Origin of the sequence: Halobacillus locisalis, assembly GCF_013694105.1 — a bacterium.
Taxonomy (GTDB): Bacteria; Bacillota; Bacilli; order Bacillales; family Halobacillaceae; genus Halobacillus; species Halobacillus locisalis.
Map to the genome: position 1 here is coordinate 118,704 of NZ_JACEFG010000002.1, position 24,951 is coordinate 143,654.

A 24,951-nucleotide genomic window follows, 5' to 3' on the forward strand; every position below is an offset into this window, starting at 1 on the left:
TGACCCTGAAAAAGAAAAACCCTTTCATCACGCTGAATTTCAAGTTGGCATGATTCTTGCATGTAGAAGGTGAAGGGAGCGTGAAGAATATGAAAACCATTTATACATCATTTCAGGAAGCAGTAAAAAGAATAGAAGACTACTCCACGATTATGGTCGGGGGGTTCGGTCTAGTCGGGATCCCGGAGAACCTTATCAAAGCCCTTGTGGAGTCAGAGGTGAAGCATTTGACCGTCATTTCAAACAACTGTGGCGTTGATGACTGGGGACTTGGTCTTCTTCTTAAAAATAAACAGATCGATAAAATGATTGGCTCGTATGTCGGGGAGAACAAAGAATTTGAACGACAAGTGCTTGAGGGGGAGCTTGAAGTCGAGCTCACCCCACAAGGGACTTTGGCTGAACGAATCCGTGCAGGTGGCGCAGGCATTCCGGCTTTTTACACACCAGCAGGCGTCGGAACACCGATTGCGGAAGGGAAAGAAGTCCGTTCATTCGATGGTAAAGAGTATTTGCTGCAAACAGGACTGACAGCGGACTATAGCTTCGTTCGGGCAGCGAAAGGTGATCGTTACGGAAATTTGATCTACAACAAAACGGCCCGCAACTTTAATCCGATGATCGCGACCGCAGGAAAGGTCACCATCGCGGAAGTAGAGGCGTTGGTAGAGCCAGAGGAAATGAATCCAGATCATATTCATACACCGGGCATTTACGTCCAAGGCTTGATTGAAGGGATTCAGGAGAAACGAATTGAACGACTGACAGTAAGACAAGAAGCGTAAATAAGGAGGAATGACAATGGCAGTCCAATTAGATAAAGCGTTAACGAGAGAGAAGATAGCGAAACGAGCAGAACGTGAAATTGAGAGCGGTTACTACGTCAATTTAGGAATCGGAATCCCGACGATGGTCGCGAATTTCATTCAAGAACAGAAAGAAATTGTCCTTCAATCAGAGAATGGATTGCTCGGCATCGGGCGTTCCCCGTATGAGGATGAAGTCGACCCAGATTTGATCAATGCAGGAAAAGAAACGGTCACCGCAGCCCCAGGTGCCTCGTATTGCAGCAGTGCTGAATCGTTTGCGATGATCCGCGGTGAGCATCTTGACCTCGCGATCCTTGGCGGCATGGAAGTAGCGGAGAACGGAGACCTCGCCAACTGGATGATTCCAGGCAAAATGATCAAAGGTATGGGCGGGGCGATGGATATCGTCCACGGAGCGAAGAAAATCGTCATCATCATGGATCACGTCAATAAGCACGGGGCACCGAAGATTTTAAAATCTTGTACGCTGCCTCTGACCGGAAAAGGCGTCGTCGACCGGATCATCACCGATCGTGCTGTCATCGATGTGACAGACGAAGGGCTGGTGCTGGTCGAAGTTGCGGAAGGATGGACGGTAGATGAAATCAAAGAGTCCACGGAATCGGATCTTAAGGTAAGTGAATCATTACTCAATACGAGTTATTAGGGAGGAATCATCGATGGTAGAAAATAAAATCGTTTTTATTACAGGAGCGGCGAGTGGAATCGGCTATGAAATCGGCACCGAATTCGCTCGCAAAGGCGCGAAGGTCGCCCTAAGCGATATTAACGAAGAAAAAGTGAAAGAAGCAGCCGATCAGTTGAAAGCAGAAGGCCATGACTGTATCGGACTAGCCGCAGACGTTACGAAGGAAGAGCAACTGCAATCGGCGATTGATCAGACGGTCGAAACATATGGACGCCTGGATGTACTCATTAATAACGCAGGGCTTCAACATGTCGCTTCGATTGAAGAATTTCCAACAGAGAAGTTCGAATTTATAACGAAAGTGATGCTCGTCGCACCGTTTATGGCGACGAAACACGTCTTTCCGATTATGAAAAAGCAAGGGTTCGGTCGCATCATCAACATGGCGTCGATCAATGGCTTGATCGGTTTTGCCGGGAAATCAGCATACAACAGCTCGAAACACGGCGTGATCGGCTTAACGAAAGTGACGGCGCTTGAAGGAGCAGCCGACGGAATTACCGTGAACGCGGTTTGCCCAGGCTACGTCGATACGCCGCTTGTACGCAATCAACTGCAGGACTTAGCGAATAACCGCGATGTGTCCTTGGATCAAGTGCTAGAAGATGTCATTTATCCGCTCGTGCCACAGAAACGCCTGCTGTCGGTTCAGGAAGTCGCGGATTACACCCTGTTTCTAGCAAGCGACCAAGCGCGAGGCGTTACCGGACAAGCAGTCGTCATCGACGGCGGCTACACCGCTCAATAAAAAGGAGGAAAATCTATGAAACCTGTTTATATCTTAGAAGGAGCCCGTACCCCATTTGGTAGTTTCGGAGGGGCATTGAAAGACGTCGACCCGACCACACTTGCGGTCACCGCGAGCACAGAAGCGATCAAGCGGAGTGGCATCGAGGCTGCGGCCATTGATTTTACCGTAATGGGAAACGTCATTCATTCGGCGAAAAATGCTCCCTATCTCGCTAGACATATTTCCTTGAAGTCCGGCGTTCCGATGGAGAGTCCGGCTCTTGCGGTGAACCGATTGTGCGGATCCGGCATGCAGTCCGTCATTTCAGCCGCTCAATCCATCCAACTTGGGGAAGGCTCGGTCGCGCTTGCCGGCGGGGTCGATAGTATGAGTCTTGCTCCGTTCGCGCTTCACGGCAGTCGTTTCGGAACAAAGCTCGCTACACCGCAGATGGACGATATGCTGTGGGCCGCTTTGACCGATGAGTATATCGGAGCGGGCATGGGGGTGACCGCTGAGAATCTATCGGAGAAATACGAGATTTCAAGAGAAGCGCAAGATGAGTATGCCGTGGTCAGTCACAAGCGCGCAGCGGACGCTAGGAAAGAAGGTCGTTTTGCGGAAGAAATCGCACCTGTAGAAGTAAAAACGAGAAAAGGAACCGTGACCGTCGACCAGGATGAGCACATCCGGGAAGACACGAATGCGGAAACGCTCGCGAAACTTCGTCCGGCTTTTCGGAAAGAAGGAAGCGTGACAGGTGGAAATGCGAGTGGCATCAATGATGGTGCCGGAGCGGTCATCCTTGCCAGTGAAGTTTTTGTAAACGATTACAATAAACAGCCGATCGCTAAAATTCATTCGTGGAGTGTGGCCGGCGTCGATCCGAAGTATATGGGTATCGGTCCAGCCCCAGCCATTCGCCAAGCGCTTGATAAAACAGATTTGACGCTTGAGGACATGGATTTGATCGAAGTGAACGAAGCGTTCGCTGCCCAATACTTGGCGGTGGAAAAAGAGCTGGGGCTCGACCGCGACAAGGTCAACGTCAACGGCGGTGCGATCGCACTCGGTCACCCTGTCGGAGCGAGCGGAACACGCGTTTTATATACGTTAGTGAAAGAATTGAAACGACGCGGCCTGAAGTATGGTGTCGCCTCCTTATGCATTGGCGGAGGTCAGGGCATCGCGATGGTCGTTGAAGTATAAAAAAGGAGGAAATACATCATGTTTGGAATATTACTAGGGCTCATCACCTTGATGGCCCTTGCCTACTTAGGCTGGTCGATCATCTGGGTCGCCCCGATTGCCGCCGGCGTCGTGGCCGTCACGGGTGGTCTCGATTTGCTACCAGCGTACACGGATACATATATGAGCGGGTTTGTGAACTTCGCCAAATCCTGGTTCCCTGTATTCTTACTCGGAGCCATTTTCGGTAAATTAATGGAGGACACCGGCATGGCCCGCTCTGTCGCCGTTGCCATGACCAAGCTGATCGGAACCAAACGCGCGATTCTCGGCGTACTCGCTTCCGCTGCCGTCTTAACGTACGGAGGCGTCAGCTTGTTCGTCGTCGTTTTCGCTGTTTATCCGTTAGCCCTGTCGTTGTTCCGTGAAGCGAACATCAGCCGCAAACTGATCCCGGCAACCGTCGCACTCGGTGCCTTCACCTTCACGATGACGGCCCTACCAGGTTCCCCGCAAATCCAGAACCTGATCCCGATGGACTACTTTGAAACCGATGCGATGGCAGCCCCTGTCATGGGCATCATCGCCGCCGTCATTATGGGTGTCGGAGGCTACCTTTACTTGCGTTACCGCGAGAAAAAACTCGTCGCCCAAGGGGAAGTGTTTGTTGAACCGAAAGAGGAGAATCAAGCGGAAGGGGAAGAGCACGTTCCGAACTTCATGCTATCCCTGCTTCCGTTACTAACCGTCTTATTGACGCTGAACTTATTAAACTTTGATATTGTCACGTCCTTGATTTCCGGTATCGTCTTGATCATGCTGCTGAACGTCACGAAGTTCAAGCGCTTCGTTCCATCTATTAACGGCGGCGCAAACGGTTCCGTCATTGCCATCATCAATACGTCCGCAGCTGTCGGTTTCGGTACCGTCGTCCGCGAAGTACCCGGCTTCCAGAACTTGACCCAGCTTCTTATGGGCATCAAAGGGAACCCCCTCATTTCAGAAGCGATCGCCGTCAACGTGCTTGCCGGTGCCACTGGCTCAGCTTCTGGCGGAATGGGAATTGCCTTGGAAGCGTTAGGCTCGAAGTATTATGAAATCGCCATGAATACCGGCATCAGCCCAGAAGCCTTCCACCGGATCGCATCGCTTTCCTCCGGCGGACTCGATGCTCTGCCACACAACGGAGCGGTCCTGACGCTATTTGCGATTACCGGCATGACGCACAAGGACAGTTACAAGGAAATCTTTGTCGTAGCCGTCCTGATTCCAGTCATCTCGGTGGCTGTCGTCATCTTACTGAACACGATTGGTATTTTATAAACTTTTGGAAGCAGTCCTCTCGTTAGTGGAGAGGGCTGCTTATGTGTTGATGCGATCTCTGCCGTTTTTTCAGTAGGGAGGGTGTAAAACCGCGTTGATCACCTCCCTCACGTCGATTTCCACTGGAGAACGCACCAAAAATCGTCGTGAAGACGCCTCTCACGACCGTTTTGCAAGCGCATGCTCCAAGAAACGGTAGAGAGCACAGGGGCAGATCATAAGATGAGGTGGCATTCTCAACTTGATAAGGTCTACCCTTCTATTATTTTTCAAAAAAATCAACCATTAGTTATAATGTCCTATGCTAAAATAATAGATACACTGAAACGGTTGGAGGGTTGCGGATGAACTGGCTGGATCCATACATATATTTCTTATCGGGACTTGGACTGATCGTCCTCTATTTATCGCTCGTTCTTATGCAACCACCAAGAAAACTGTCCCGGACATTGCTTGCCTTTGCGGCGGGGTTGTCGGGGGTGTTTATACTCTTGACGGTATTCGAATTGGTTTCGGATGATCCCGGGGTGATGCTGTGGCTGCGTAACTTGCAGCAAGTGACGCTCATTGTCGCGCCGATTTTCGTGTTCGGGTATGCGATGGAATTGCGGCAGGAAGCCCCGCGGAAAACGATCCGCCTCATAAGTCTATTGCTGATTCCGTCAGTCATCGATACGATTTTGATTTTCACAGATTCTTGGCACGGGTGGATGCGCGAAAGTGTCACCGTCGTCAAAATATGGAATTATACCGAAGTCTCGATCGAGTCCACGTTTCTGAACGGATTCTTCGGGTCCTATACATTCGTCATCGCCGTACTCACGATCCTTCTATTGATCCGCAACATGTTCGACGTACCGAAGCAGTTCCGAAAAACGCACGGGTTGTCCGCGCTCGTCGTCGCACTGCCGATCGTCTCGATTCTCGTCATGTCCTCACTGCCCTTCGAGGTTCCCGCGACCTTCGCGCTCTCGTACTCGTTCATGGCCTTATTATTGATCGTCGTGAACAAACAAATGGACTTCAACGCCATCTGGCCGGTATCGCGCCAGGAAGTGCTCGAGAATTTAACCGAAGGCATCTTCCTGATCGACCAGCAAGGCAAGGTCATCGAATTCAACAGCGCCGCTTTTCAAATGATCCGACGTCTATTTGATGGTGAAAAGCAACGTGAAGATGTCCTGCATCAAGCCGCGGCTGGGACATTCCAAGAAGTACCCGAGCTGCTTCAGGCCCTTGGGCAAAAAGAGGACGCCTCCTTCGAATACAGTCGGAGCGGTTCTTATTTTAACGTCGACGTGCGGCTGCTTGGCGAGAAGTCGAACCACCTCCGCCTCGTTGTGTGGAATGATATCACCGATCAGAAGAAGGTCGAGCATCAATTGAAAGAGCTCGCGGACCTCGACCCCTTGACCCGCCTGACGAACCGGCGCGCCTTCATTGATTTGTACCACGATACGAACCTTGAAGACCGTTGTTTTCTTCTATTAGATATCGATCACTTTAAAAACTTTAACGATAAATACGGACATATGGTAGGCGATGATGTGCTCAAACACGTCTCACACCTGATGAAGACATGCTTCACCGGGGCCGTGCTGACGCGTTTAGGAGGAGAGGAATTCGGCATCCTCGTCGACACTCGTAAATACAAAGCGGTCAACCTCGCAGAAGCGTTCCAAGAAGCTTTGAAAGAGGAAACGTGCTTGATCAACCCGATCATCGAGGAAGAGGTCACGGTGAGTATCGGCATCTGTGAAGTCGTACCCGGCACGCCGTTCGAAAAAGCCTATCAACTGGCAGACGATGCCATGTACAAAGCCAAAAGTGAAGGCCGAGACCGGATTCAAGTCACCTGAATCCGGTCGCTTTTGCGTTTGCGCTTTTTCGTGTTCGCGCCTCTGCGTGGGGACGGTTCTCATGTTTGGTCGCTAGCTCACAAACAAGAGAACCGTCCCCACGTATGGTAAACTAGAACCAAATCATTGTAACGGAGGAACAACGAATGAAATTAACCATTGTGAGCGTCGGAAAACTGAAAGAAAAATACTTAAAACAAGGCATCGACGAATACGTCAAACGCCTCGGCCCCTATGCCAAAGTCGACATCATCGAAGTGCCTGATGAAAAAGCACCCGAGAACTTAAGCGAAGCGCAAATGGTCGAAGTGAAACAAAAAGAAGGCGAGCGCATCCTCTCGAAAATCTCACAAGACAGCTACGCCATCACGCTCGAGATCGAGGGCAAACAAGTTACGTCAGAGAAACTCGCGAAGAAAATCGATGATCTGGCGACGTACGGAAAGAGTAAGGTCGCGTTTGTCATCGGTGGATCGCTTGGGTTGAGTGATGAGGTGCTGGAGCGGAGTGATTATGGTTTGTCGTTCTCGAATATGACGTTTCCTCACCAGTTGATGCGGTTGATGTTAGTGGAGCAGGTGTATCGTGCATTCAAAATTATTCGGAACGAACCGTACCATAAATAGTGGTAAAACAAAGAGTTGAAATTGCAATTAATGGAGAGTAGCTGAAAAACGCTCTAAAGAAGTGTATATAGATATGAAACATCCTGTTGGAAATTTAACGTAAGAAAGCATTACCTATCCTCATGGAAGGGTAATGCTTTCTCATAAATGTTTACTTATTCCCTTTATCTCTATCTTGCATTTCTCTAATATTATCTGAGTGATAAGGGGAACCATCTACTTCATTTACCACACTAAACGGATTACCGTCCAAATCAAAGAAATCAAAGAATTTCATTCCACCAAAATCGTCAATTTCAGTAGTAACTATGCCATTATTATGAAAATGTTGATGGGCAGTTTCAATGTCATCAACGACAAAATTATAATAGGAATTCTTCTGGTAACCCTCGGTAATAAACTCAGTGGGTTGAGGGGATTCAACTTTTATTAAGGCTAATTGCGTTGAACCAGTTGGTAAATAAAAGCCAGCACCATCTCCCCAACTATCGATCATTTTCACACCCAGAAACTTTACATACCAATCTGTAGATTTTTCAATGTCTGTAACTGGAATAAATATACTACCTACTTTAAACATAACCTACCTCCTTTAAATGTAGTTCATTCTTATAACGAATATAATAGTGTAAAAGTTACACTTACATATAAATAAAAACAAAAAGGGGAAAAACATGGTTTTTGAAGATCTAGAGATTGAGATTAAGAAACTTTATAAATATTGTCTAAAGTTATCAGGGTCTACTTGGGTAGCAGAAGATCTTGTGCAAGAAACGATGCTGAAGGTGTATAGATTAAAAAAGACAGAGCCGAATAGAGAGTTCAACTTCTCATTTTTATGTACTGTAGCTAAAAATCTTTTTCTAGACGAAAAAAGGAAGAGTAAAGAGGTCATTCATTTCAAGGAGGACTCGATTGGAGGAGTAAGTGATTCATCAGAGTACTATAGCCTAGTAGAACTTTTACTTACTACTTTACCATTGAAACAGTCTATGCTCATTACCTTGAAAGATGTATTTGGGTACACTTCAAAAGAAATAGCTTCAATGTTAAGAGTAAGTAATGAATCTATTAAGACAGCATTGCATCGCTCTAGAAAGAAACTGAAATCTAGAAATGGTAGGATGGATATGGAAGTTATACCCTCTGATCACGAAATGATTATAGCACTCTCAAAAGCAGTTCGGGAATCTGAGCCATTGCAAATATTTTATTTTTATCGCTTACTGGAATCGAAAAACTTTCAATTGAGAAGAAGTGCTGTACATTCTGTGTTCCATGTTGTTGATCCCGATGGAAATATCATAGAAATTACATCTTAGTAAACCCACCAGAACATGTATTGGAAGTTTTTCTGAATAAGACTTGACCGTAGCATAAACAAGCCGTGAACTACGTAGGAACGGTCTCTTTTTTGTGAGCGAATGAGCAAACGCGAGAACCGTCCCCATATAAAAGGAGGAAATAAAAGTGAGAAAACGAGACTTAGGCAATACAGGTATTCAAGTGTCAGAAGTAGGCTTCGGAGCATGGCAGTTAGGTAACGAAAAAGATTGGGGAGAGATGACCGATGAGAAAGCGCTTCATCTAGTGGGCGAAGCGATGGATTCTGGTTGTAACTTCTTTGATACCGCTCCTAACTATGGTGACGGAAAGAGCGAAGAAATCTTGGGAAAGGCCCTAGAGGGAAAAAGAGATCAGGTGATCATCAGCAGTAAATGTGGTCATCACCCTAATGGGGAACAAAACTTTGAACCTGACAGATTAATGAAGTCAGTGGAAGAGAGTTTACGAAGGTTGAACACGGATTACCTGGACAGTCTCCTCCTTCACAACCCTCCTTTCTCAAGCCTTCATGGGAACAGCCCTCAATTTCAAATGCTCGAAAAACTAAAACAACAAGGCAAAATCAGAGCGTATGGAGCTTCTGTCGATACGGGAAAAGAGATGTATGAACTATTAAACCATACGAACAGTCAGATCATTGAGGTCATGTTCAACGTCTTTCACCAAGAACCCGCAGAAGCGATCCAAGAAGCCCATAACCAAGGCGTTGGGGTGATTACAAAAGTTCCATTAGATTCGGGGTGGCTTACAGGAAAATATGATGCCCATAGTAGATTTACCGGAATTCGGAGCAGGTGGAGTGCAGACCAAATCGAAAGACGGGGGAAATTAGTGGAACAGGTTAGTCATATTGTTGGGAACGATACATCCATGGTGAAAGTAGCACTACAATTTATCCTTTCTTATCAAGGAGTATCGACGGTAATACCTGGGGCAAAGGATTCTCAACAATTGAAACAAAATATAACAGCATCAGAAGATATGTTATCGCTGAAGGTCAAAGAACAGTTGGAAGATTTATTTATAAAAGAAGTAGAGGAATTCGAGTTAGGGTGGTAAAAAACGTTTATATTTAGGGAAGGAAGCACTCGTGTCTTCTGATCAGGAATAAAAAAGATTGGGCGGATCACAAATGGATTTACTAAAACAAATAGAAAAACTCGACTTTGCACTATTACAATCCTTTTCAACAAAACAAGAGCGCACGTGGGGCGTGCTGTTTTCGAACCCGCACCAACCAGACCTCTATGACGCCAACCATGCCCATGTGAGTGAACAACCCGACCATCCTGAACAAGTGATCGATGAGGTTACCTCCTTTTACGAAGCTTTGAATATAACGCCGAGATTATATCTCTATCATCTTGAGTCATTGACGAACTTTGTTGCGGTATTAAAAGAGAAGGGGTTCAAGTTTGAAGCTTTTTCGCAACCGATTCAGCTTTGGAACAATGACGTCATCTCATTACCCTCAAATGAAGAGGTCACAATAGAAGAAGTAACTTCTGAGAATTATCAGGATGCTTTATGGGTGGAGTGTCAGATTGATGAATTCGGAGGAAAAGCCGTTCGAGAAAAAGCGTTCGAATCCGAATTCAACGATGATCGTTACACGCATTATCTATTAAAATGTAACGGCAAACCTTGCTCCACAGCATGCCTCTTTGTTCATGATAACCAAGGACGGGTGGAAAGTGTCGCCACCATCCAAGAGTATAGAGGAAAAGGATTGATCGGATTCTTGATGCAGCAAGTCCAAAGAGAAGCGCAACACCGAGAGCTAGAGAAACTATGGGTTCACCCGATCAATGAACAAGTGGAAAAGGTTTATCGTCGCTACGGATTCACGACCATTCTTACCTTACAAACCGGTCATGCTTTTTTAGGTGAGGGAAGTATCAAGGAGATGCAAGGACGGTAAAGTCAGATGAATAGGAGAGAAACTATGGATACAATCTATTTTGCAGGTGGATGTTTGTGGGGTGTACAAGAATTCATCAAAACATTACCCGGTGTGACGGCTACCGAAGCAGGCAGAGCGAACGGCACTAGCGATACACTCGAAGGCGACTATGACGGCTACGCGGAATGTGTAAAAACAGAATTTGATCCAAGCGTTGTAACGGTAAGCGAACTGATGGGGTATTTCTTTGAGATCATTGATCCCTACAGTTTGAATCAACAAGGACAGGATGTTGGCGAGAAATACAGAACAGGCGTGTATAGTGAAGAGCCGCAACATCTCGAAGAGGCAAAGGCGTTTATCAGGGAAAGAAATGATGCTGACCGTATCGTTGTTGAGGTGCTGCCTCTCACAAACTATGTGAGAAGTGCAGAAGAGCATCAAGATCGGTTGACTAGGTGCCCGGATGATTATTGTCATATCCCAGAAGAAATTTTAAGAAAATATGTGGAATAGACATGGGGACGGTTCCGCTGTTTGTGAGTATATGAACAAACAGCGGAACCGCCCCCATTTAGAATCATTGACTGAATAACGATGGTAAACCAAGTGTTAGCACAGGGATGAAAGCAAGTAACAGGACGACCACTATACCCGCCACAAAATAAGGGAAGATATCTTTTATGGTCTTTTCAATTCCGATCTTTGCAATATAACAAGAGATAAATAGAGTCGCTCCCACAGGGGGTGTGAACATCCCAAGGGCAAGGGAAACGAGCATCACGATAGAGAATTGAATGGGGTCCATCCCAATGTCTGTAGCGATTGGGAAGAATATCGGAATGAACAGGAATAAGTTAGGTACTAATTCCATGATCATACCCGCTACTAACATGATGGCAATAAGGACAAGGATCAATGCCCAGCCTGGCAAGCCTAGACCGTTTAGGGTGTTCGCGATCATTCGTGGGATCCCTTCTGAGATGAGTACCCACGTAAAGATCATAGATGTACAGACCGTAACCATTACGACAGCTGTTCCTTGAACGGTTTCTTTAAGAGAATGATAGATATTCTTCCAATTCAAGGTTCTATAAACGAGAAGGCCGACAAGCAGAGCATAAACGACGGAAATGGCTGCCGCCTCCGTTGCGGTAGCTATTCCGAGGAGGATCGACCCTAGCAATATAACAGGAAGTAATAGAGCCCATGAGGCTTTTCGTATGTGATAGAAGAATTCTTTGAAAGTCGGTTTTTCTTCTCTTGGATAGCCTCGTTTAACAGAAATCATGACAGTAGTGATCAAATAAATGATACCAATCAGAAGGCCTGGAATGATGCCAGCTACAAACATTTCTGCTATGGATAAGTTAGCGAGCCACGCGATGATGATCATCGTACTGCTCGGTGGAATGATAATGCCGACCACCGAGCTTGAGGCATTAATGGATGCAGCAAACGAAGCATTGTACCCTCTCTTTTTCATTTCTGGAATGAGGACACTTCCGGTTGAAGCGGCATCAGCGACTGATGATCCGGACACACCAGCCATCCCCATACTCGTGACGACAGATACACAACCAAGTCCACCAGGGAGCTGCCTCACCATGGAGTCGGCTACATTAATGATCCGTTGGGCAATTTGGCCTTGAATCATCAAATTACCGGCTAAGATAAAGAATGGAATCGCAAGAAAAGCGAAAGATTGAGTATTCGTAAAGAAGCGTTGTGAGAACATCTCAAGAGGTATACCCTCTATGAGGATATACATTAAGGCAGAGGCTCCCATTGAGAATGCGATGGGCACACCTGCCAGGATTAATACAAAGAAACTAATGACCATGATCCAAATCATCAAACATCTCCTCCTCATCTGGCACTTTCCGTTTTCCTAATATGATTTGAACCAAGTGCAAGACAAGAATGAGGGAAATAAGTGCGAAAGACACCGTGACTGATGTCGTCAGCCAACTTTTCGATATTCTTAACACTGGCATCACTTGATTGATCGTATTTTCGCCCATTTTATATGCCGAATAAGACATAAAAATAGAGAAAAAGAGCATCACAAGTTTAGAAAAGGCAAAGGCCCATTTTTGGACAGCTTTCGGCATTTGATTTCTGAAAAAATTGATCGACAAATGCCCTTCGTAATGAGTGACGGATATCGCTGCTAAGAAAATCACCCATGGAAATAAGAGGAGGGTCATTTCGTTTGAGAACACGAGCGGAAAGTTGAAAAAATAGCGGCTCAATACTTCAGCAAATACGACAACCGTTAACACGACCATGATGATGGTCGATATAAAATCGATTCCATCTACCAGCCGATCCGGCCATGTCTTTTTATGTGCAGTTTGATCAGTCATAGGCGATTTCCTTTCTTTAAAGAAAAAGCGAGACAAGAAAGCTGTCCCGCTTCATTCTTATTGTCTGTACTCTTCAAGGAAGGTTTGCATGTCTTGGATAATTTCAGGACCCATCACGTCTTCCACTTCTTTATAGACTGGTTCTGCGACTTCTTGGAAAGGTTCAAGGTCTGGCTCTGTTACTTCCTCGAATTCTTCAAGCGCGCGCTCGTAGTATTTTTCTTCACTTTCGGCTACAACATCACGGGAAGCTTGGCGAGCTTTTTCAGCTCCTTCCATCACGATTTGTTGCAAGTCTTCATCGAGACTGTCGAACACATCTTTGTTCAGCATCATATAACAGTAGTAATAGGTGAAGTTCGTCATAGCGAGATAATCTTGAACTTCATGCATATTTTGATCAAATATATTCAGAAGGGGGTTAAATTGACCGTCAATCACGCCTTGTGACAGACCGTTATACAGTTCAGTGTAAGCCATTGTGGAAACGGAAGAACCGAATGCTTCGAACGTTTCGATCAACGTGACGTCATTTGGAGATCTCATTTGCAGTCCTTCTAAATCTTCAGGTTTTTGAATCGGTCTGACGTTGTTGGTGATTTGTGTAAACCCTAGTTCTGTATCGGTAAGAGCGACAAATCCATGATCTTCGGCTTTCTTTCTCAAGTCTGCACCAAGCTCACTGTCTAGTACAGCGTGCGCTTCTTCTGGCGTTTCAACCATGAAAGGAAGAGATAAAGCGGCGTATTCTGGAACAATATTCGCTAACTCATTGGCACCAGGAATCGCCATTTCCAGGGCTCCGACTTGGACAGCTTCTATCATCTCTGGAGAGGTAGCATAGGTTTCATTCGGGAAAAATTCGATTTCGATTCGTCCATCAGATTCCGCTTCTACATATTCTCTAAAAGCAATAGCGGCTTCTCCTTTTGAGTCTCCTTCTTCACCAGAGTTCCAGCCCAGTTTCCATTTATACTCCGCTTCGTCAGACCCGCTTCCGTTTGCTTCTCCATCGCCTCCACAGGCCGCCAAAAACAACAAGCTACTTAATACTAAGGCCATCATCCATTTTACGTTTTTCAAATCAACTCACTCCTGTCTTTTTGATCAATCGATTCAAGCGTTTTTTTCAGAGCGTGGATGGTCTCGACACAATGTTCCAGAGAAGACCATTCTTTCGGGTTATGACTGACACCATCTTTACTGTTTGTGAACAGCATGGCTGTCGGTACATGTCTCCCCAACACCATCGCATCGTGTCCGGCGCCGCTTGGCAGATGAAAGGCTTTTTTCCCCGTTGCTTGTTCGGTAGCCTCAGCCACAATTTCCTGCATCTTTCCTGGAAGTTTTACTGGTGTGACATTCAACGTTTCTTGAACGTCCACTTCAATACCGTGTTTGTCTTCGATTTCTTTGATGAGGTATTTGACTTGTTCTACGATTTGTTGCTTCCATTGCTCATCTATGTCTCTTAGATCGGCCGTCAGTTTTACCTCGCCTGGAATGACATTGACCCCGTTCGGAGATACTTCGAGTTTGCCAACGGTCGCAACTCCTGATGAGCTGACCTGGCCAGGAATGTCTTTCAGTCTGAAGGTGAATTCTCCTGCCGCAACAAGCGGATCCTTTCTTCCGATCATAGGCGTATTCCCGGCATGTCCGGCCTTTCCTTTGAACGTGATCGTCAACCATGATGGTCCCGCAATCCCGGTGACGACGCCTGTTGATAAATTCCTTTCTTCTAGCTGCTTACCTTGTTCAATATGTACTTCAACGTAAGCTTTGACTTTGTCTAATGAACGCTTTGAACCACTAAAGCCCTTGAGTGTAAGACTATGCTCTTTTAATACTTGTTCGAAAGGTTTCCCCTGATAATCTACCAATTTCACTTGAGTGGCCATATCAATTTCTCCTGCCATCGCTCGGCTACCGGTTAACCCTCCATTAAATCTAGCACCCTCTTCGTCTGTAAAAATGACGACTTCGAAGTTTGTTTGCGGAATATAGCCGGTTTCTTGCCATGCTTGCGCCACTTCAAGCGCGGCAAGGACACCTAGAGGGCCATCAAAGTGACCACCATTGGGGACACTGTCTAAGTGCGAACCGGATAAAATCGACTGCTCCTGGTCTTTTCCTTGAAGGGAACCGAAAACATTGCCTGCTCCATCTTCGTAAATGGAAAGGCCTGCTTCTTTCATCCATACTTTCACCAACTCTTTAGCTGCCCGCTCTTCGTCCGAGAAAGACATCCGGTAGCTGCCGTCTTCATCAGTTAAGCCGATTTTGGACAACTCAGCCAAACGGGTCGCTACGCGTTTGCCTGATACTCCATCACGGTCGAGCGTCGTAGGGTATTGGTGCATAAGTCTAGAAAGAAATAATTTCGAAAAACTAGCTGTTGCTTGCATCGCCATGTGCTCACCTCTTCGTCTGTGTGGTAAATAAAATTATAAGATAAGTCTGAATATTTTGTAATGTCTATGTTGTACAAAGATAATGGCTGTTTTTTGTCTGGAAGAGACATGTGGGTTTTTAATCGAGAAAGCGATTAATGTTGACAGCTAGTTGCAGTTCGAACGCGGCTTCTCCTCCAATTTCCTCAATTCCGAGGATTTCCCGTATCAGTCTAAGTCTGTATTTAACCGTATTGACGTGGATAAACAAAGATTCTGCTGTCTCTTTCATGTTTTTATTCAAATCTAAGTACACGCTCAGTGTAATAAGCAGACTAGCCTTATTCTCTTGATCATAACGTTTTAATTGACCAATCGTTTCTTCTACATACCCTTCAAGCTCACTCGCTTCTGTCTTCAAAAATAGTCGCTGGAAGCCGAGCTCGAAGTAAGCGAGGAGGGAGCTTTTATTTTGCTTAGTGCGAAGGTAGTCCACACATTTGGAAGCATCGTTAGCTGATGTACGGACGTCATCTAGTTTGTTCACGGTCCGACCAATGCCCGCTACAAGAGACAACTCTGTTGCTTGTTTGACTTCTTCGATAATTTGGGCGAATGCAATTCTAATCCTCTCATAGGCAACGGTCTCTTTTGTTTGTTTCGGATAGGAAAACATAAAGACTATGTCCAGGTTTTGGTCGAGAATGAACGGTTTAAAAGGGAGTTGTTCCATTTTTCTACGGATGATCCGTGTGATGATCTCCTTTTTGTGTGAAATATCTTTGAGGGAGAACCCTGCTTCTTCAATGGTTAGCTGAACGAGAAGGTACTTTCTTTCCTCTCCCATTCCGGAAGTGGTGCGGATCATCTCGTTGAGTGTTAATTTATCGGATTTTCCATTCAGCAATTGATCGAGTATATATCCAGAATAGGTAAGGGCATGGTAGGAGCTTCTTTCTCGCCTTGTAATTTCAAGAGCGAAGATCGTAACGGTTTGTTCAACAGCAAATTGGTCTAACGGGTCTAGTACATCATCTTTGTTTAAATACATGCTGATCAGCCCGATCGAACGGTCATCTGTTCGAACAGGGAAAAAGTATATGCGTTCTTCTTGGCCATCAAACTGTATGATTCCTGTTGAACCTCGGCCATTGGTCATCGCCTCTTTCAGTTTGCTGTAATATTCCTGGGTAAGGACGTTTCCGAGCGCTGTCGCTTCATCACTTGAGGTTTCAAGAAGATCGAAGAATTCGTTGTGCACAATGACCTCTGATTGGACGAGTGAAGCAAGTGCTTTTGTGATTTTGTCCAACCCCCCTTGAGACAGAGATACTTCACTTAGCACCTCGTGCACCCGTTGAGTTCGCTCATTTCTAGAAAACAGGGTGGCATTTTCAATAGCAATCACAGCCTGTGTAGCAAAGGTTTCGAGTAATTGCAGGTCCTGTGGAGTAAAGGTGACGTTCTCCTCGTAAATATCGACAGTCAAGACGCCGATACATCCTTGCTTCGTCTTAAGAGGGACGCAAATCGCACTGGCTGGATATTCCAGATCACCACGTGCTTTGGAATAATACTCTTTCGTCTTCGGATTGATATCCTGCATACCTTCCAATGTATCTGTATGAGTTGAAAATATCTGCCCTTTCTCAGAAAGGAAGGTTTTACCGCTCATTCCTTCACCTGGTTTAAGAAATGCATATTGTAGATGCTTCATATCGAAACCAGCCGCCGTTTTTGCGTATAATCTATTTATTTTTTCATCATAGAGAAATAGCACGCTCGCATTAGAGCCATCAATCACGTGCAAAACTTCTTTAATCAGATATTCGAGTACTTCATCCAGATTCAAGGTAGACGTCATGACCTGTACCGAATTGATGAGACTTCGTAGTTTAGCTTCTGTATTCATTCGAGCACCACTCCGTATGATTTTTGACTAATCATACACGTAAGTCCATCCGGTGAACAGAGGGATCTTTGAAAAAAAGAATTATAATCAAATTGAAATAGCAGGCACTTATTTAGGTAAGCCTTTGCACAAGTGGATGGAAATTTTTAACCTTGATTATATTTTTCAGAATATTATAATCAGTACAAATATCTTTATTAGATAAAAGCGATAAAGAAACAGGGAGGAATTTCATTGAAGCAGGAACTCACGAACATTTGGAAAGACTGGCGTCTACACGCAATTGTGCTTGGAATCGTACTCATCACTGAGACGATAGGAACCCACTCCTTCACGGTAGGGCCGGGAGTAGTCTTGTTGTTACCCATGCTTTATGCCATTCTGATCGGTCTCGGACTTTTCTTTACCCCTCTCCTCAAAGAAAAACAATCCAAAAATGCTGAACCGTTGATTGTGCTCGGCGTCACGCTATTAATTGCCAAAATCGGGGTCATCATCGGTCCATCATTGCCTCAAATTATTGAAGCTGGACCTGCTCTATTGCTTCAGGAATTCGGTAATCTCGGAACAATTCTCATCGCTTTACCCGTGGCGGTCATGCTAGGCCTGAAGCGAGAAAGCATCGGGATGACTCACTCCGTTGCTCGTGAGCCGAACGTCGGTCTGATCATGGATAAGTATGGATTCAATTCCCCAGAAGGACGCGGGGTCATGGCGATTTACATATTCGGTACCGTCTTTGGAGCGGTCTTCATGGGACTGATTGCGGGCTTTCTCGCAACGTGGACGCCTCTACATCCTTTATCTTTCGCCATGGCTTCAGGAATCGGAAGTGGAAGTATGATGGCAGCAGCGAGTGGTTCCTTAGTTACGGCTTTTCCTGCCCTTGAGCAAGATATTCTAGCCTTCGCTGGGGCAAGTAATCTATTGTCGCTCTCTACAGGTCTTTATATGAGTATTTTCATCGGAATTCCTTTAACGGAAAAAATGTATCAATGGCTAACTCGTGATAAAAGGAAGAAGATGAATCGCGAAGTGAAGGAGGGCGCTTAATATGTTGAAGAATATACAAGAATGGGTACTGTTACTCGGGATTTTCGGCATCGTCGCATTGCTCGGGAACTGGATCGGTTATGACATTATGGTGATGGATGCTGTTCCCGGTATGCTTCTCCTCATTGCAATTTGCCTTGCCGGTTTGCTATTAGGAAAAATCATGCCTGGAAATATTCCAAGTGTCGCGTATGTCGCGATTGTCGGTGTCCTGTTATCCATGCCATGGATTCCGGGATCAGATTTCATCGTGACGTACACGAATGAAGTGAATCTATTAGCCTTGGCAACCCCGATTCTTGCCTATGCCGGTATTGCCATCGGTCGCTCGTGGACGGACTTCGTGAAGCTTGGTTGGCGTAGCATTGTGGTGGCCATGTTCGTCATGGTCGGCACCTTCCTTGGCTCTGCCTTGATCGCTGAGATGATCCTGCGATTCCAAGGGATTATTTGATAGTGGGGACGGTTCCGCTGTTTGTGAGTTTATGAACAAACAAGAGAACCGTCCCCATATTTGTTCTTCCCCTTGACACATATTTGAAAGCGCTTTATTATGATGTGTAACGGGTTACACATAAGCGTAACAGGAGTGCGACATATTTTTTTACCCACATATGTAACGGGTTACATATGTGGAATCACTGATAAAGGTAGTAGATGATGATGGCAACGATTAAAGATGTAGCACGCTTGGCGGAAGTATCAACGGCTACCGTTTCTCGTGTTCTGAACGGTAATGGATATGTTCACCAAGGAACCAAAGAGCGCGTGGCAAAAGCGATTACACAATTGAATTACAGACCGAATGATGTAGCGAGGAGCTTGTTTAAGGGACGTTCTAAAATGATTGCATTGTTTGTTCCGGATATTATGAATCCGTTTTTTCCAGAGTTAGCTCGAGCGGTCGAGGACATGGCGAAGAAGCGGGATTATACTTTTGTGTTATGCAATACAGATGATGATCCCGCTAAAGAAGTGAACTATGTGCAAGAGTTGAAGCAAAAGTCATTAGATGGGATTGTCATTGTTTCAAGTACTATATCTGGTGATTTTATCAAAGATGTGGATATTCCGGTGGTTGCCCTGGACCGCATTCTTCATCCATCGTTGTCATCGGTCACCGTAAATAACCGTCAGGGAGCAAGAGAAGCAACAACGTATTTGCAAGAGCTGGGGTGTAAACGAATTGCTCATGTCGCTGGGCCCAATAACGTGAGTAACGCGGAGCAGCGTTTGAATGGATATTTGGATGTTGTGCAAGAAGAGGATTGGTTTCGATACAGCTTTATTGAGCAGGGAGGCTATCATTTTGATGAAGCGAAGAAGGCGACGGAGCGATTGTTGACCAAACATCCAGAAATAGATGGGTTATTTGTGGCTAACGATTTGATGGGCGTTGGAGCTTTGAAGGCAGCTCAATCCTTGGGCATAGCGGTTCCTGATCAACTATCTATCATCGCCTTTGATGGTATTACGCTTGGTGAAACGACGACTCCGACCTTAACGACAATGGCACAACCTATTTATAAAGCCGGAGCAAGAGCGGCAGAAATTTTGATTGAACAGATTGAACAGCAGAATGATCAAAGGCAAGTCGAAGAGTTTACTGTGGAAATAGTAGAAAGAGAATCCACGAGAAGGAGGGATGCTTGATGAGGAAGGTAACCGTTATAGGTAGTATCAATATGGATTTAACCGTTACGACAAAACATGTCCCGGATAAAGGGGAGACGGTACTAGGCGACACATTCGCGACTTTTCCAGGAGGGAAAGGGGCGAATCAAGCGGTAGCTGCGGCAAGGCTTGGAGCTGACGTAAGTATGATTGGTGCGGTTGGTGCGGATTCTTTTGGTGAAGACTTGCTTTCTCACTTGAGTAAAGAAGGGATAAACATACGCGGGGTAAACACGATTCCCAATGAATCAACCGGAACCGCCACGATCATCATTCATGATGGAGATAATCGGATCATCGTAGCTCCTGGTGCCAATCATCATCTAACTCCGTTTCACATTGAAAGAAACGAAGCGCTCATTAGCCGGAGTGATGTGTTGTTGGTACAAATGGAAATTCCTATAGAAACAATCAAAGCGGTATCGATGTTGTCTGACAAATACAACATCCCACTCATTGTGAATCCCGCACCTTATCAGAAACTTCCTCAAGCTGTTCTGAAGCAGGCTACTTATCTCACGCCTAACCAATCCGAAGCACGCCTGATGCAAGCTGATGATGCGTGGATTGATCAAAAGATGATTACGACGTTAGGGTCTCAAGGTGTAGAGCTATCGGCTACAGGAGAAGTTATACATGGTTATCCTGTACAAGCCCTTGATACAACAGGGGCAGGCGATACGTTTAATGGGGCATTATCGGCAAAACTTTCTGAAGGGGCTGACGTGAAAGAAGCAATCCGTTTCGCCAATGCGGCCTCAGCTTTATCTGTTCAGAAGATAGGCGCACAAAGCGGTATGCCTACCCTCGAAGAAGTAAAACGATTCAGGCAAGAAAGAGAGGAGATGTAAATGAAGAAATCAGGAATGTTAAATCGAGAGATTGCCTCAGTCCTGGCAAGGCTCGGCCATACGGATACGATCGTCATTGCAGACTGTGGGCTTCCTATTCCTGAAGGAGTCTCTTGTATCGATGTATCACTTACAAAAGGATCCCCCTCATTTCTTGAGGTTCTAAAAGCTATAGAGGCTGATATGGTAATCGAAAAAGTAACATTAGCTGAAGAAATAAAAGACTACAACAAGACGGTACATACTCAATTAAACTTCTCCGATATATCGTATTTGTCTCATGAAGCGTTCAAAGAGAAGACAAAGCAGGCTAAAGTCATCATTCGAACAGGCGAAGTGACACCGTTTGCGAATATCCTATTGCATGCTGGTGTGAATTTTTAGCAAGGGAGGGACGAGATTGAATCCTTTAGTGAAATTAACAAACATTGATAAAGCGTTCTTAGGAAACCGTGTGTTAAAGAAGGTGAACTTTGAGGTCCTCCCTGGCGAAGTGCATGCTCTGATGGGGGAGAATGGAGCGGGGAAGTCCACATTAGTTAAAGTGCTGACTGGCATTCATGAACGTGATGGGGGTGAGATTGAGGTCAGAGGCGAGCCGAAGACTTATTCAAACCCTAAAGAAGCCGAAAAAGACGGCATCGTGGTAATCCACCAAGAATTGAATATCATTCCGCATTTGACGGTTACAGAGAATATGTTTCTTGGAAATGATATAACGGTTGGAAGAACCGGGATCTTAAGGAAGAAGCAAATGTATCAACAGACGGTGGAGAATTTAAAAAGACTCGGCGTAACGAATATTGACCCGAATGAGCAGGCAGGAAATCTATCTGTTGGAAAACAACAAATGATTGAAATTGCTCGGGCCATTTCGACAAACGCGGAAATGATTATTATGGATGAACCCACAGCCGCGCTGACAGAACGAGAGATTGAGAGTCTATTTAACGTCGTTGAATCGTTACGAAAACAGAATGTAAGCATTGTGTATATCTCTCATAGAATGGAAGAAATTTTTAAAATATGTGATCGAATTACCGTTTTACGGGACGGGGAGTACGTAGGTACGGAAAACATTCCTGATACCAACTTTGAAGCGATAGTGAAGATGATGGTCGGACGTGAATTGGGGGAACGCTTCCCGAAGCGTACATCAGCAATCGGGGACAAAATATTCGAAGTACAAGGATTAACAAGGGATGGGTGGTTTGAGGACATTGATTTCAATGTCAAACAAGGAGAGATTCTTGGAGTATCAGGATTGATGGGTGCTGGACGGACAGAAATTATGGAAACCATATTCGGGTCCGTGAAGAAGAAACGCGGAAATATTATGTTAGACGGCCAGACGCTTTCGATTAAACACCCGCAGGATGCGTTACGGGCGGGAATTGGTTTTATTACAGAGGATCGTAAAGATGAGGGACTCGTCCTCCACCTCTCCATTCGTGAAAATATAGCATTGACAAATTTGAAAGCGGTTTCTGATAAGGGTGTCATCTCAGCAAAGAAAGAGCGAGAGATGGTCGATCAACTAATTGAACGTCTATACGTACGCACGACAGGACGAGAGCAAGAAGTGAAATCCCTTAGTGGGGGTAACCAACAAAAAGTCGTCATAGCCAAATGGCTTGGTATTCAGCCACGGGTTCTGATTTTAGATGAACCGACTCGTGGAGTCGATGTTGGCGCTAAGAAAGAAATCTATAACATTATGAATGAGCTGACGGAAAAAGGGGTGGCTATTATTATGGTTTCCTCTGAACTGCCAGAAATTCTCGAGGTAAGCGATCGCATCATGGTCATTCATGAAGGAAAAGTAGCCCGGATCCTAGACGCGAAAGAAGCTGACCAAGAGAAAATCATGCAAGCTGCGACAGGAGGAGAGTAAGAATGAAGCAGACACTAGTGAATAATCTCTCAAAACTAGGTCCTTTGATTGGACTAGTTTTGATCATGATCATCCTCGGGTTCATGAGTGAGAACTTCTTAACCACGAACAATTTACTGAACTTATTACGTCAAATATCGATAAATGGATTGATCGCATTCGGAATGACCTACGTCATCTTGACGGGCGGGATTGATTTATCCGTCGGCTCTATTCTAGCCTTTGGAAGTGCCTTGACAGCCGGTATGCTTGCAAGTGGTATGGATCCTCTTTTAGCAGTGTTTATAGGCTTGCTAGCCGGACTTGGTATGGGAGCGTTCAACGGTTTTATTATTACAAAAGGGAAAGTCGCACCCTTTATCGCTACACTGGCTACCATGACCATATTCCGCGGGGCGACACTCGTTTATACGGATGGACGCCCAGTGACAGGACTTTCCGACAGCTTTGTATTTGAGATGATCGGACGCGGTTACGTATTCGGTATTCCGTTCCCAGGAATCCTGATGATTATCGTATTCTTCTTACTTTTCTTCTTATTGAGGAAAACCGTATTCGGCCGACAAGTCTATGCGGTAGGTGGGAATGAAGAGGCAGCAAAACTATCTGGTATAAAAACCGATCGCGTAAAAATATGGGTCTACTCGTTGACCGGTATGCTTTCGGTTCTCGCCGGAATTATATTGACAAGTCGTCTGAATTCCGCACAACCAACGGCCGGTACCATGTATGAACTGGACGCGATCGCAGCCGTTGTACTTGGTGGAACAAGCCTTGCTGGGGGACGTGGACGACTATATGGAACATTAATTGGTGCTTTAATTATTGGTGTATTAGATAACGGATTGAACTTGCTCAATGTCTCGTCTTTCTATCAACAAATTGTGAAAGGTGGAGTCATTCTACTCGCCGTTCTGCTTGATCGAAGATCCAAATAATCGGCCATACTGTTCTTTTAGAACATATGACATATATCGTAAAGGGAGGAATTATTCATGAGTAAATGGATGAAAGTATTAGGTATTGTTGGGTTGTTATTGTTTGTCGTAGCGTGTTCAACCGATCAGCCAGGAAGCTCTTCTAGTGACGGAGGGGGCGAAGAAGGCGAAGGGTCAGATGATGGTGCTAAGAAAATCGGGCTATCCATCTCTACGCTGAATAACCCATTCTTCGTATCTTTGAAAGATGGAGCGGAAAAGGCAGCAGAAGAAGCTGGGTATGAAATCACGACTGTAGATGCACAAAATGATCCAGCCACCCAAGTCAGTGATATCGAAGATCTCCTGCAACAGAATATTGATGTATTGCTAGTGAACCCTGCCGACTCAGCAGCGGTAGCCTCTGCAATCGAATCCGCTAATAGTGCTGGTGTTCCAGTCATCACAGTCGACCGTACAGCAGATGGTGGAGAAGTCGTCACACACATTGCATCAGATAACGTAGCTGGTGGCGAAATGGCAGGTCAGTTTATCGCTGATGAGCTTGGTGAGGAAGGACAAGTTGTTGAATTAGAAGGAATTCCTGGAGCATCCGCTACACGTGAGCGTGGCGAAGGATTCCATAACATCGTGGACGAATTAGACGGAATTGAAGTTGTCGCAAAACAGTCTGCTAATTTCGACCGCTCAGAAGGACTGACGGTCATGGAGAACATTCTTCAATCGACTGATTCATTGGACGCTGTGTTTGCCCATAATGATGAAATGGCCTTGGGAGCTGTTCAAGCTCTGGAATCACAAGGGATGCTAGAAGACGTCATCGTTGTCGGATTTGATGCAACGGATGATGCACGTACAGCTGTTTCAGAAGGCCGTATGGATGCAACCGTAGCCCAACAGCCGGAATTGATCGGAGAAGAAGCGATCATGGCCGCTGATCAAGTCATGAATGATGAAGAGGTGGAAGAATTCATTCCGGTTGAACTACAGCTTGTAACTGAATAATACAGATAAGACGTTTATAAAGTGCCTGTCTCTATCAATTTTTGATAGAGGCAGGCACTTTTTTAGTTTGCGTAGAGATTGTACATGGGGATTGTACATGGGGACGGTTCCGCTGTTCGGTAGTTTATGAACAAACACAAGAACCGTCCCCTGTTAAATGGTTTTGGAAAAAATTGTTGACAGCCTGTTATATGTAAGATACTATGAGTTTCATAATTTCATTTTCTTATCGAGATTGATGGAGGGACCGGCCCGATGAAGTCAAAGCAACAGACCACCTTGGTGTGGAACTGTGCTAATTCCCGTACATATTTGTACGAAGATAAGAGAGGCGATCGGAAAAAATTCCCCTCTTCTTGTCTAGAAGA

Annotated in this window: 25 protein-coding genes and 1 riboswitch; of the genes, 19 read left to right on the forward strand and 6 right to left on the reverse strand. The window is 45.4% G+C overall.

The genetic code is table 11. The annotated features are described in order from the left end of the window. Positions 1 to 89: 89 nt before the first annotated feature. The 7 genes from H0266_RS07840 (at position 90) to rlmH (ending at position 7,244) form a co-directional block, all read left to right on the forward strand. Positions 90 to 785 (forward strand): CoA transferase subunit A, encoded by a 696-nt coding sequence (locus tag H0266_RS07840; RefSeq protein ID WP_181472797.1) that lies wholly within the window; start codon positions 90 to 92, stop codon positions 783 to 785. Positions 786 to 801: 16 nt separating this feature from the next. Further along, positions 802 to 1,476: a CoA transferase subunit B gene (locus tag H0266_RS07845; protein WP_181471862.1), complete on the forward strand. Its 675-nt coding sequence runs from the start codon at positions 802 to 804 to the stop codon at positions 1,474 to 1,476. Between the two features lie 13 nt (positions 1,477 to 1,489). Further along, positions 1,490 to 2,266: a 3-hydroxybutyrate dehydrogenase gene (locus H0266_RS07850; protein ID WP_181471863.1), complete on the forward strand. Its 777-nt coding sequence runs from the start codon at positions 1,490 to 1,492 to the stop codon at positions 2,264 to 2,266. Between the two features lie 15 nt (positions 2,267 to 2,281). Beyond that, positions 2,282 to 3,457 carry a thiolase family protein gene (locus H0266_RS07855; protein WP_181471864.1) on the forward strand — a complete coding sequence of 392 codons (1,176 nt, stop codon included), beginning with the start codon at positions 2,282 to 2,284 and terminating at the stop codon, positions 3,455 to 3,457. A gap of 18 nt (positions 3,458 to 3,475) precedes the next feature. Further along, positions 3,476 to 4,759: a GntP family permease gene (locus tag H0266_RS07860; RefSeq protein ID WP_181471865.1), complete on the forward strand. Its 1,284-nt coding sequence runs from the start codon at positions 3,476 to 3,478 to the stop codon at positions 4,757 to 4,759. A gap of 344 nt (positions 4,760 to 5,103) precedes the next feature. Then, positions 5,104 to 6,618, forward strand: coding sequence for a histidine kinase N-terminal 7TM domain-containing diguanylate cyclase (locus H0266_RS07865; protein ID WP_181471866.1), 1,515 nt, complete (start codon positions 5,104 to 5,106; stop codon positions 6,616 to 6,618). A gap of 146 nt (positions 6,619 to 6,764) precedes the next feature. Then, positions 6,765 to 7,244 carry a 23S rRNA (pseudouridine(1915)-N(3))-methyltransferase RlmH gene (gene rlmH, locus H0266_RS07870; protein WP_181471867.1) on the forward strand — a complete coding sequence of 160 codons (480 nt, stop codon included), beginning with the start codon at positions 6,765 to 6,767 and terminating at the stop codon, positions 7,242 to 7,244. A 151-nt stretch (positions 7,245 to 7,395) separates the two neighbouring features. On the opposite strand, the gene H0266_RS07875 is transcribed toward rlmH, so the two are convergent. Further along, a complete protein-coding gene (locus tag H0266_RS07875; protein WP_181471868.1) occupies positions 7,396 to 7,824 on the reverse strand; it encodes a VOC family protein in 429 nt (142 codons plus the stop codon). Between the two features lie 94 nt (positions 7,825 to 7,918). Here H0266_RS07875 and H0266_RS07880 point away from each other — a divergent pair, with 94 nt between their 5' ends. The 4 genes from H0266_RS07880 to H0266_RS07895 all read left to right on the forward strand — a co-directional run bounded on the left by H0266_RS07880 (position 7,919) and on the right by H0266_RS07895 (position 11,010). Further along, positions 7,919 to 8,566 carry an RNA polymerase sigma factor gene (locus H0266_RS07880; RefSeq protein WP_181471869.1) on the forward strand — a complete coding sequence of 216 codons (648 nt, stop codon included), beginning with the start codon at positions 7,919 to 7,921 and terminating at the stop codon, positions 8,564 to 8,566. A gap of 148 nt (positions 8,567 to 8,714) precedes the next feature. Then, positions 8,715 to 9,650 carry an aldo/keto reductase gene (locus H0266_RS07885; RefSeq protein WP_181471870.1) on the forward strand — a complete coding sequence of 312 codons (936 nt, stop codon included), beginning with the start codon at positions 8,715 to 8,717 and terminating at the stop codon, positions 9,648 to 9,650. A 73-nt stretch (positions 9,651 to 9,723) separates the two neighbouring features. Beyond that, positions 9,724 to 10,512 (forward strand): GNAT family N-acetyltransferase, encoded by a 789-nt coding sequence (locus H0266_RS07890; protein WP_181471871.1) that lies wholly within the window; start codon positions 9,724 to 9,726, stop codon positions 10,510 to 10,512. Between the two features lie 24 nt (positions 10,513 to 10,536). Beyond that, complete coding sequence (locus tag H0266_RS07895) at positions 10,537 to 11,010, forward strand: peptide-methionine (S)-S-oxide reductase (RefSeq protein ID WP_181471872.1); 474 nt, start codon at positions 10,537 to 10,539, stop codon at positions 11,008 to 11,010. Positions 11,011 to 11,074: 64 nt separating this feature from the next. On the opposite strand, the gene H0266_RS07900 is transcribed toward H0266_RS07895, so the two are convergent. The 5 genes from H0266_RS07900 to H0266_RS07920 all read right to left on the reverse strand — a co-directional run bounded on the left by H0266_RS07900 (position 11,075) and on the right by H0266_RS07920 (position 17,168). Next, entirely contained in the window at positions 11,075 to 12,349 is a 1,275-nt protein-coding gene (locus H0266_RS07900; RefSeq protein WP_181471873.1) for a TRAP transporter large permease, read from the reverse strand. Then, positions 12,327 to 12,863, reverse strand: coding sequence for a TRAP transporter small permease (locus H0266_RS07905; RefSeq protein ID WP_181471874.1), 537 nt, complete (start codon positions 12,861 to 12,863; stop codon positions 12,327 to 12,329). Before H0266_RS07905 ends, H0266_RS07900 begins: the two co-directional genes overlap by 23 nt. A gap of 57 nt (positions 12,864 to 12,920) precedes the next feature. Then, a complete protein-coding gene (locus tag H0266_RS07910; protein ID WP_246363814.1) occupies positions 12,921 to 13,946 on the reverse strand; it encodes a TRAP transporter substrate-binding protein in 1,026 nt (341 codons plus the stop codon). After that, positions 13,943 to 15,277: a M20 family metallo-hydrolase gene (locus H0266_RS07915; protein ID WP_246363816.1), complete on the reverse strand. Its 1,335-nt coding sequence runs from the start codon at positions 15,275 to 15,277 to the stop codon at positions 13,943 to 13,945. Before H0266_RS07915 ends, H0266_RS07910 begins: the two co-directional genes overlap by 4 nt. 118 nt (positions 15,278 to 15,395) lie before the next feature. Further along, on the reverse strand, positions 15,396 to 17,168 hold the full coding sequence (locus H0266_RS07920) for a helix-turn-helix domain-containing protein (protein WP_181471875.1): 1,773 nt from the start codon (positions 17,166 to 17,168) through the stop codon (positions 15,396 to 15,398). 234 nt (positions 17,169 to 17,402) lie between these two features. Between H0266_RS07920 and H0266_RS07925 the strand changes: the two genes are divergently transcribed. The 8 genes from H0266_RS07925 to rbsB all read left to right on the forward strand — a co-directional run bounded on the left by H0266_RS07925 (position 17,403) and on the right by rbsB (position 24,583). Then, positions 17,403 to 18,221, forward strand: coding sequence for a DUF3100 domain-containing protein (locus tag H0266_RS07925; protein ID WP_181471876.1), 819 nt, complete (start codon positions 17,403 to 17,405; stop codon positions 18,219 to 18,221). A gap of 1 nt (position 18,222) precedes the next feature. Continuing rightward, positions 18,223 to 18,675 (forward strand): hypothetical protein, encoded by a 453-nt coding sequence (locus H0266_RS07930; RefSeq protein WP_181471877.1) that lies wholly within the window; start codon positions 18,223 to 18,225, stop codon positions 18,673 to 18,675. Positions 18,676 to 18,884: 209 nt separating this feature from the next. After that, complete coding sequence (locus H0266_RS07935) at positions 18,885 to 19,874, forward strand: LacI family DNA-binding transcriptional regulator (protein ID WP_181471878.1); 990 nt, start codon at positions 18,885 to 18,887, stop codon at positions 19,872 to 19,874. Continuing rightward, a complete protein-coding gene (rbsK, locus tag H0266_RS07940) occupies positions 19,874 to 20,746 on the forward strand; it encodes a ribokinase (RefSeq protein WP_181471879.1) in 873 nt (290 codons plus the stop codon). Before H0266_RS07935 ends, rbsK begins: the two co-directional genes overlap by 1 nt. Beyond that, positions 20,747 to 21,130 carry a D-ribose pyranase gene (rbsD, locus tag H0266_RS07945; protein WP_181471880.1) on the forward strand — a complete coding sequence of 128 codons (384 nt, stop codon included), beginning with the start codon at positions 20,747 to 20,749 and terminating at the stop codon, positions 21,128 to 21,130. 16 nt (positions 21,131 to 21,146) lie between these two features. Continuing rightward, on the forward strand, positions 21,147 to 22,640 hold the full coding sequence (locus tag H0266_RS07950) for a sugar ABC transporter ATP-binding protein (RefSeq protein ID WP_181471881.1): 1,494 nt from the start codon (positions 21,147 to 21,149) through the stop codon (positions 22,638 to 22,640). Positions 22,641 to 22,642: 2 nt separating this feature from the next. Beyond that, complete coding sequence (locus tag H0266_RS07955) at positions 22,643 to 23,578, forward strand: ABC transporter permease subunit (protein WP_181471882.1); 936 nt, start codon at positions 22,643 to 22,645, stop codon at positions 23,576 to 23,578. 57 nt (positions 23,579 to 23,635) lie between these two features. Further along, positions 23,636 to 24,583, forward strand: coding sequence for a ribose ABC transporter substrate-binding protein RbsB (gene rbsB / locus H0266_RS07960; RefSeq protein ID WP_181471883.1), 948 nt, complete (start codon positions 23,636 to 23,638; stop codon positions 24,581 to 24,583). Between the two features lie 223 nt (positions 24,584 to 24,806). Further along, positions 24,807 to 24,912: riboswitch (SAM riboswitch) on the forward strand. The last annotated feature ends 39 nt before the right edge of the window (positions 24,913 to 24,951 follow it).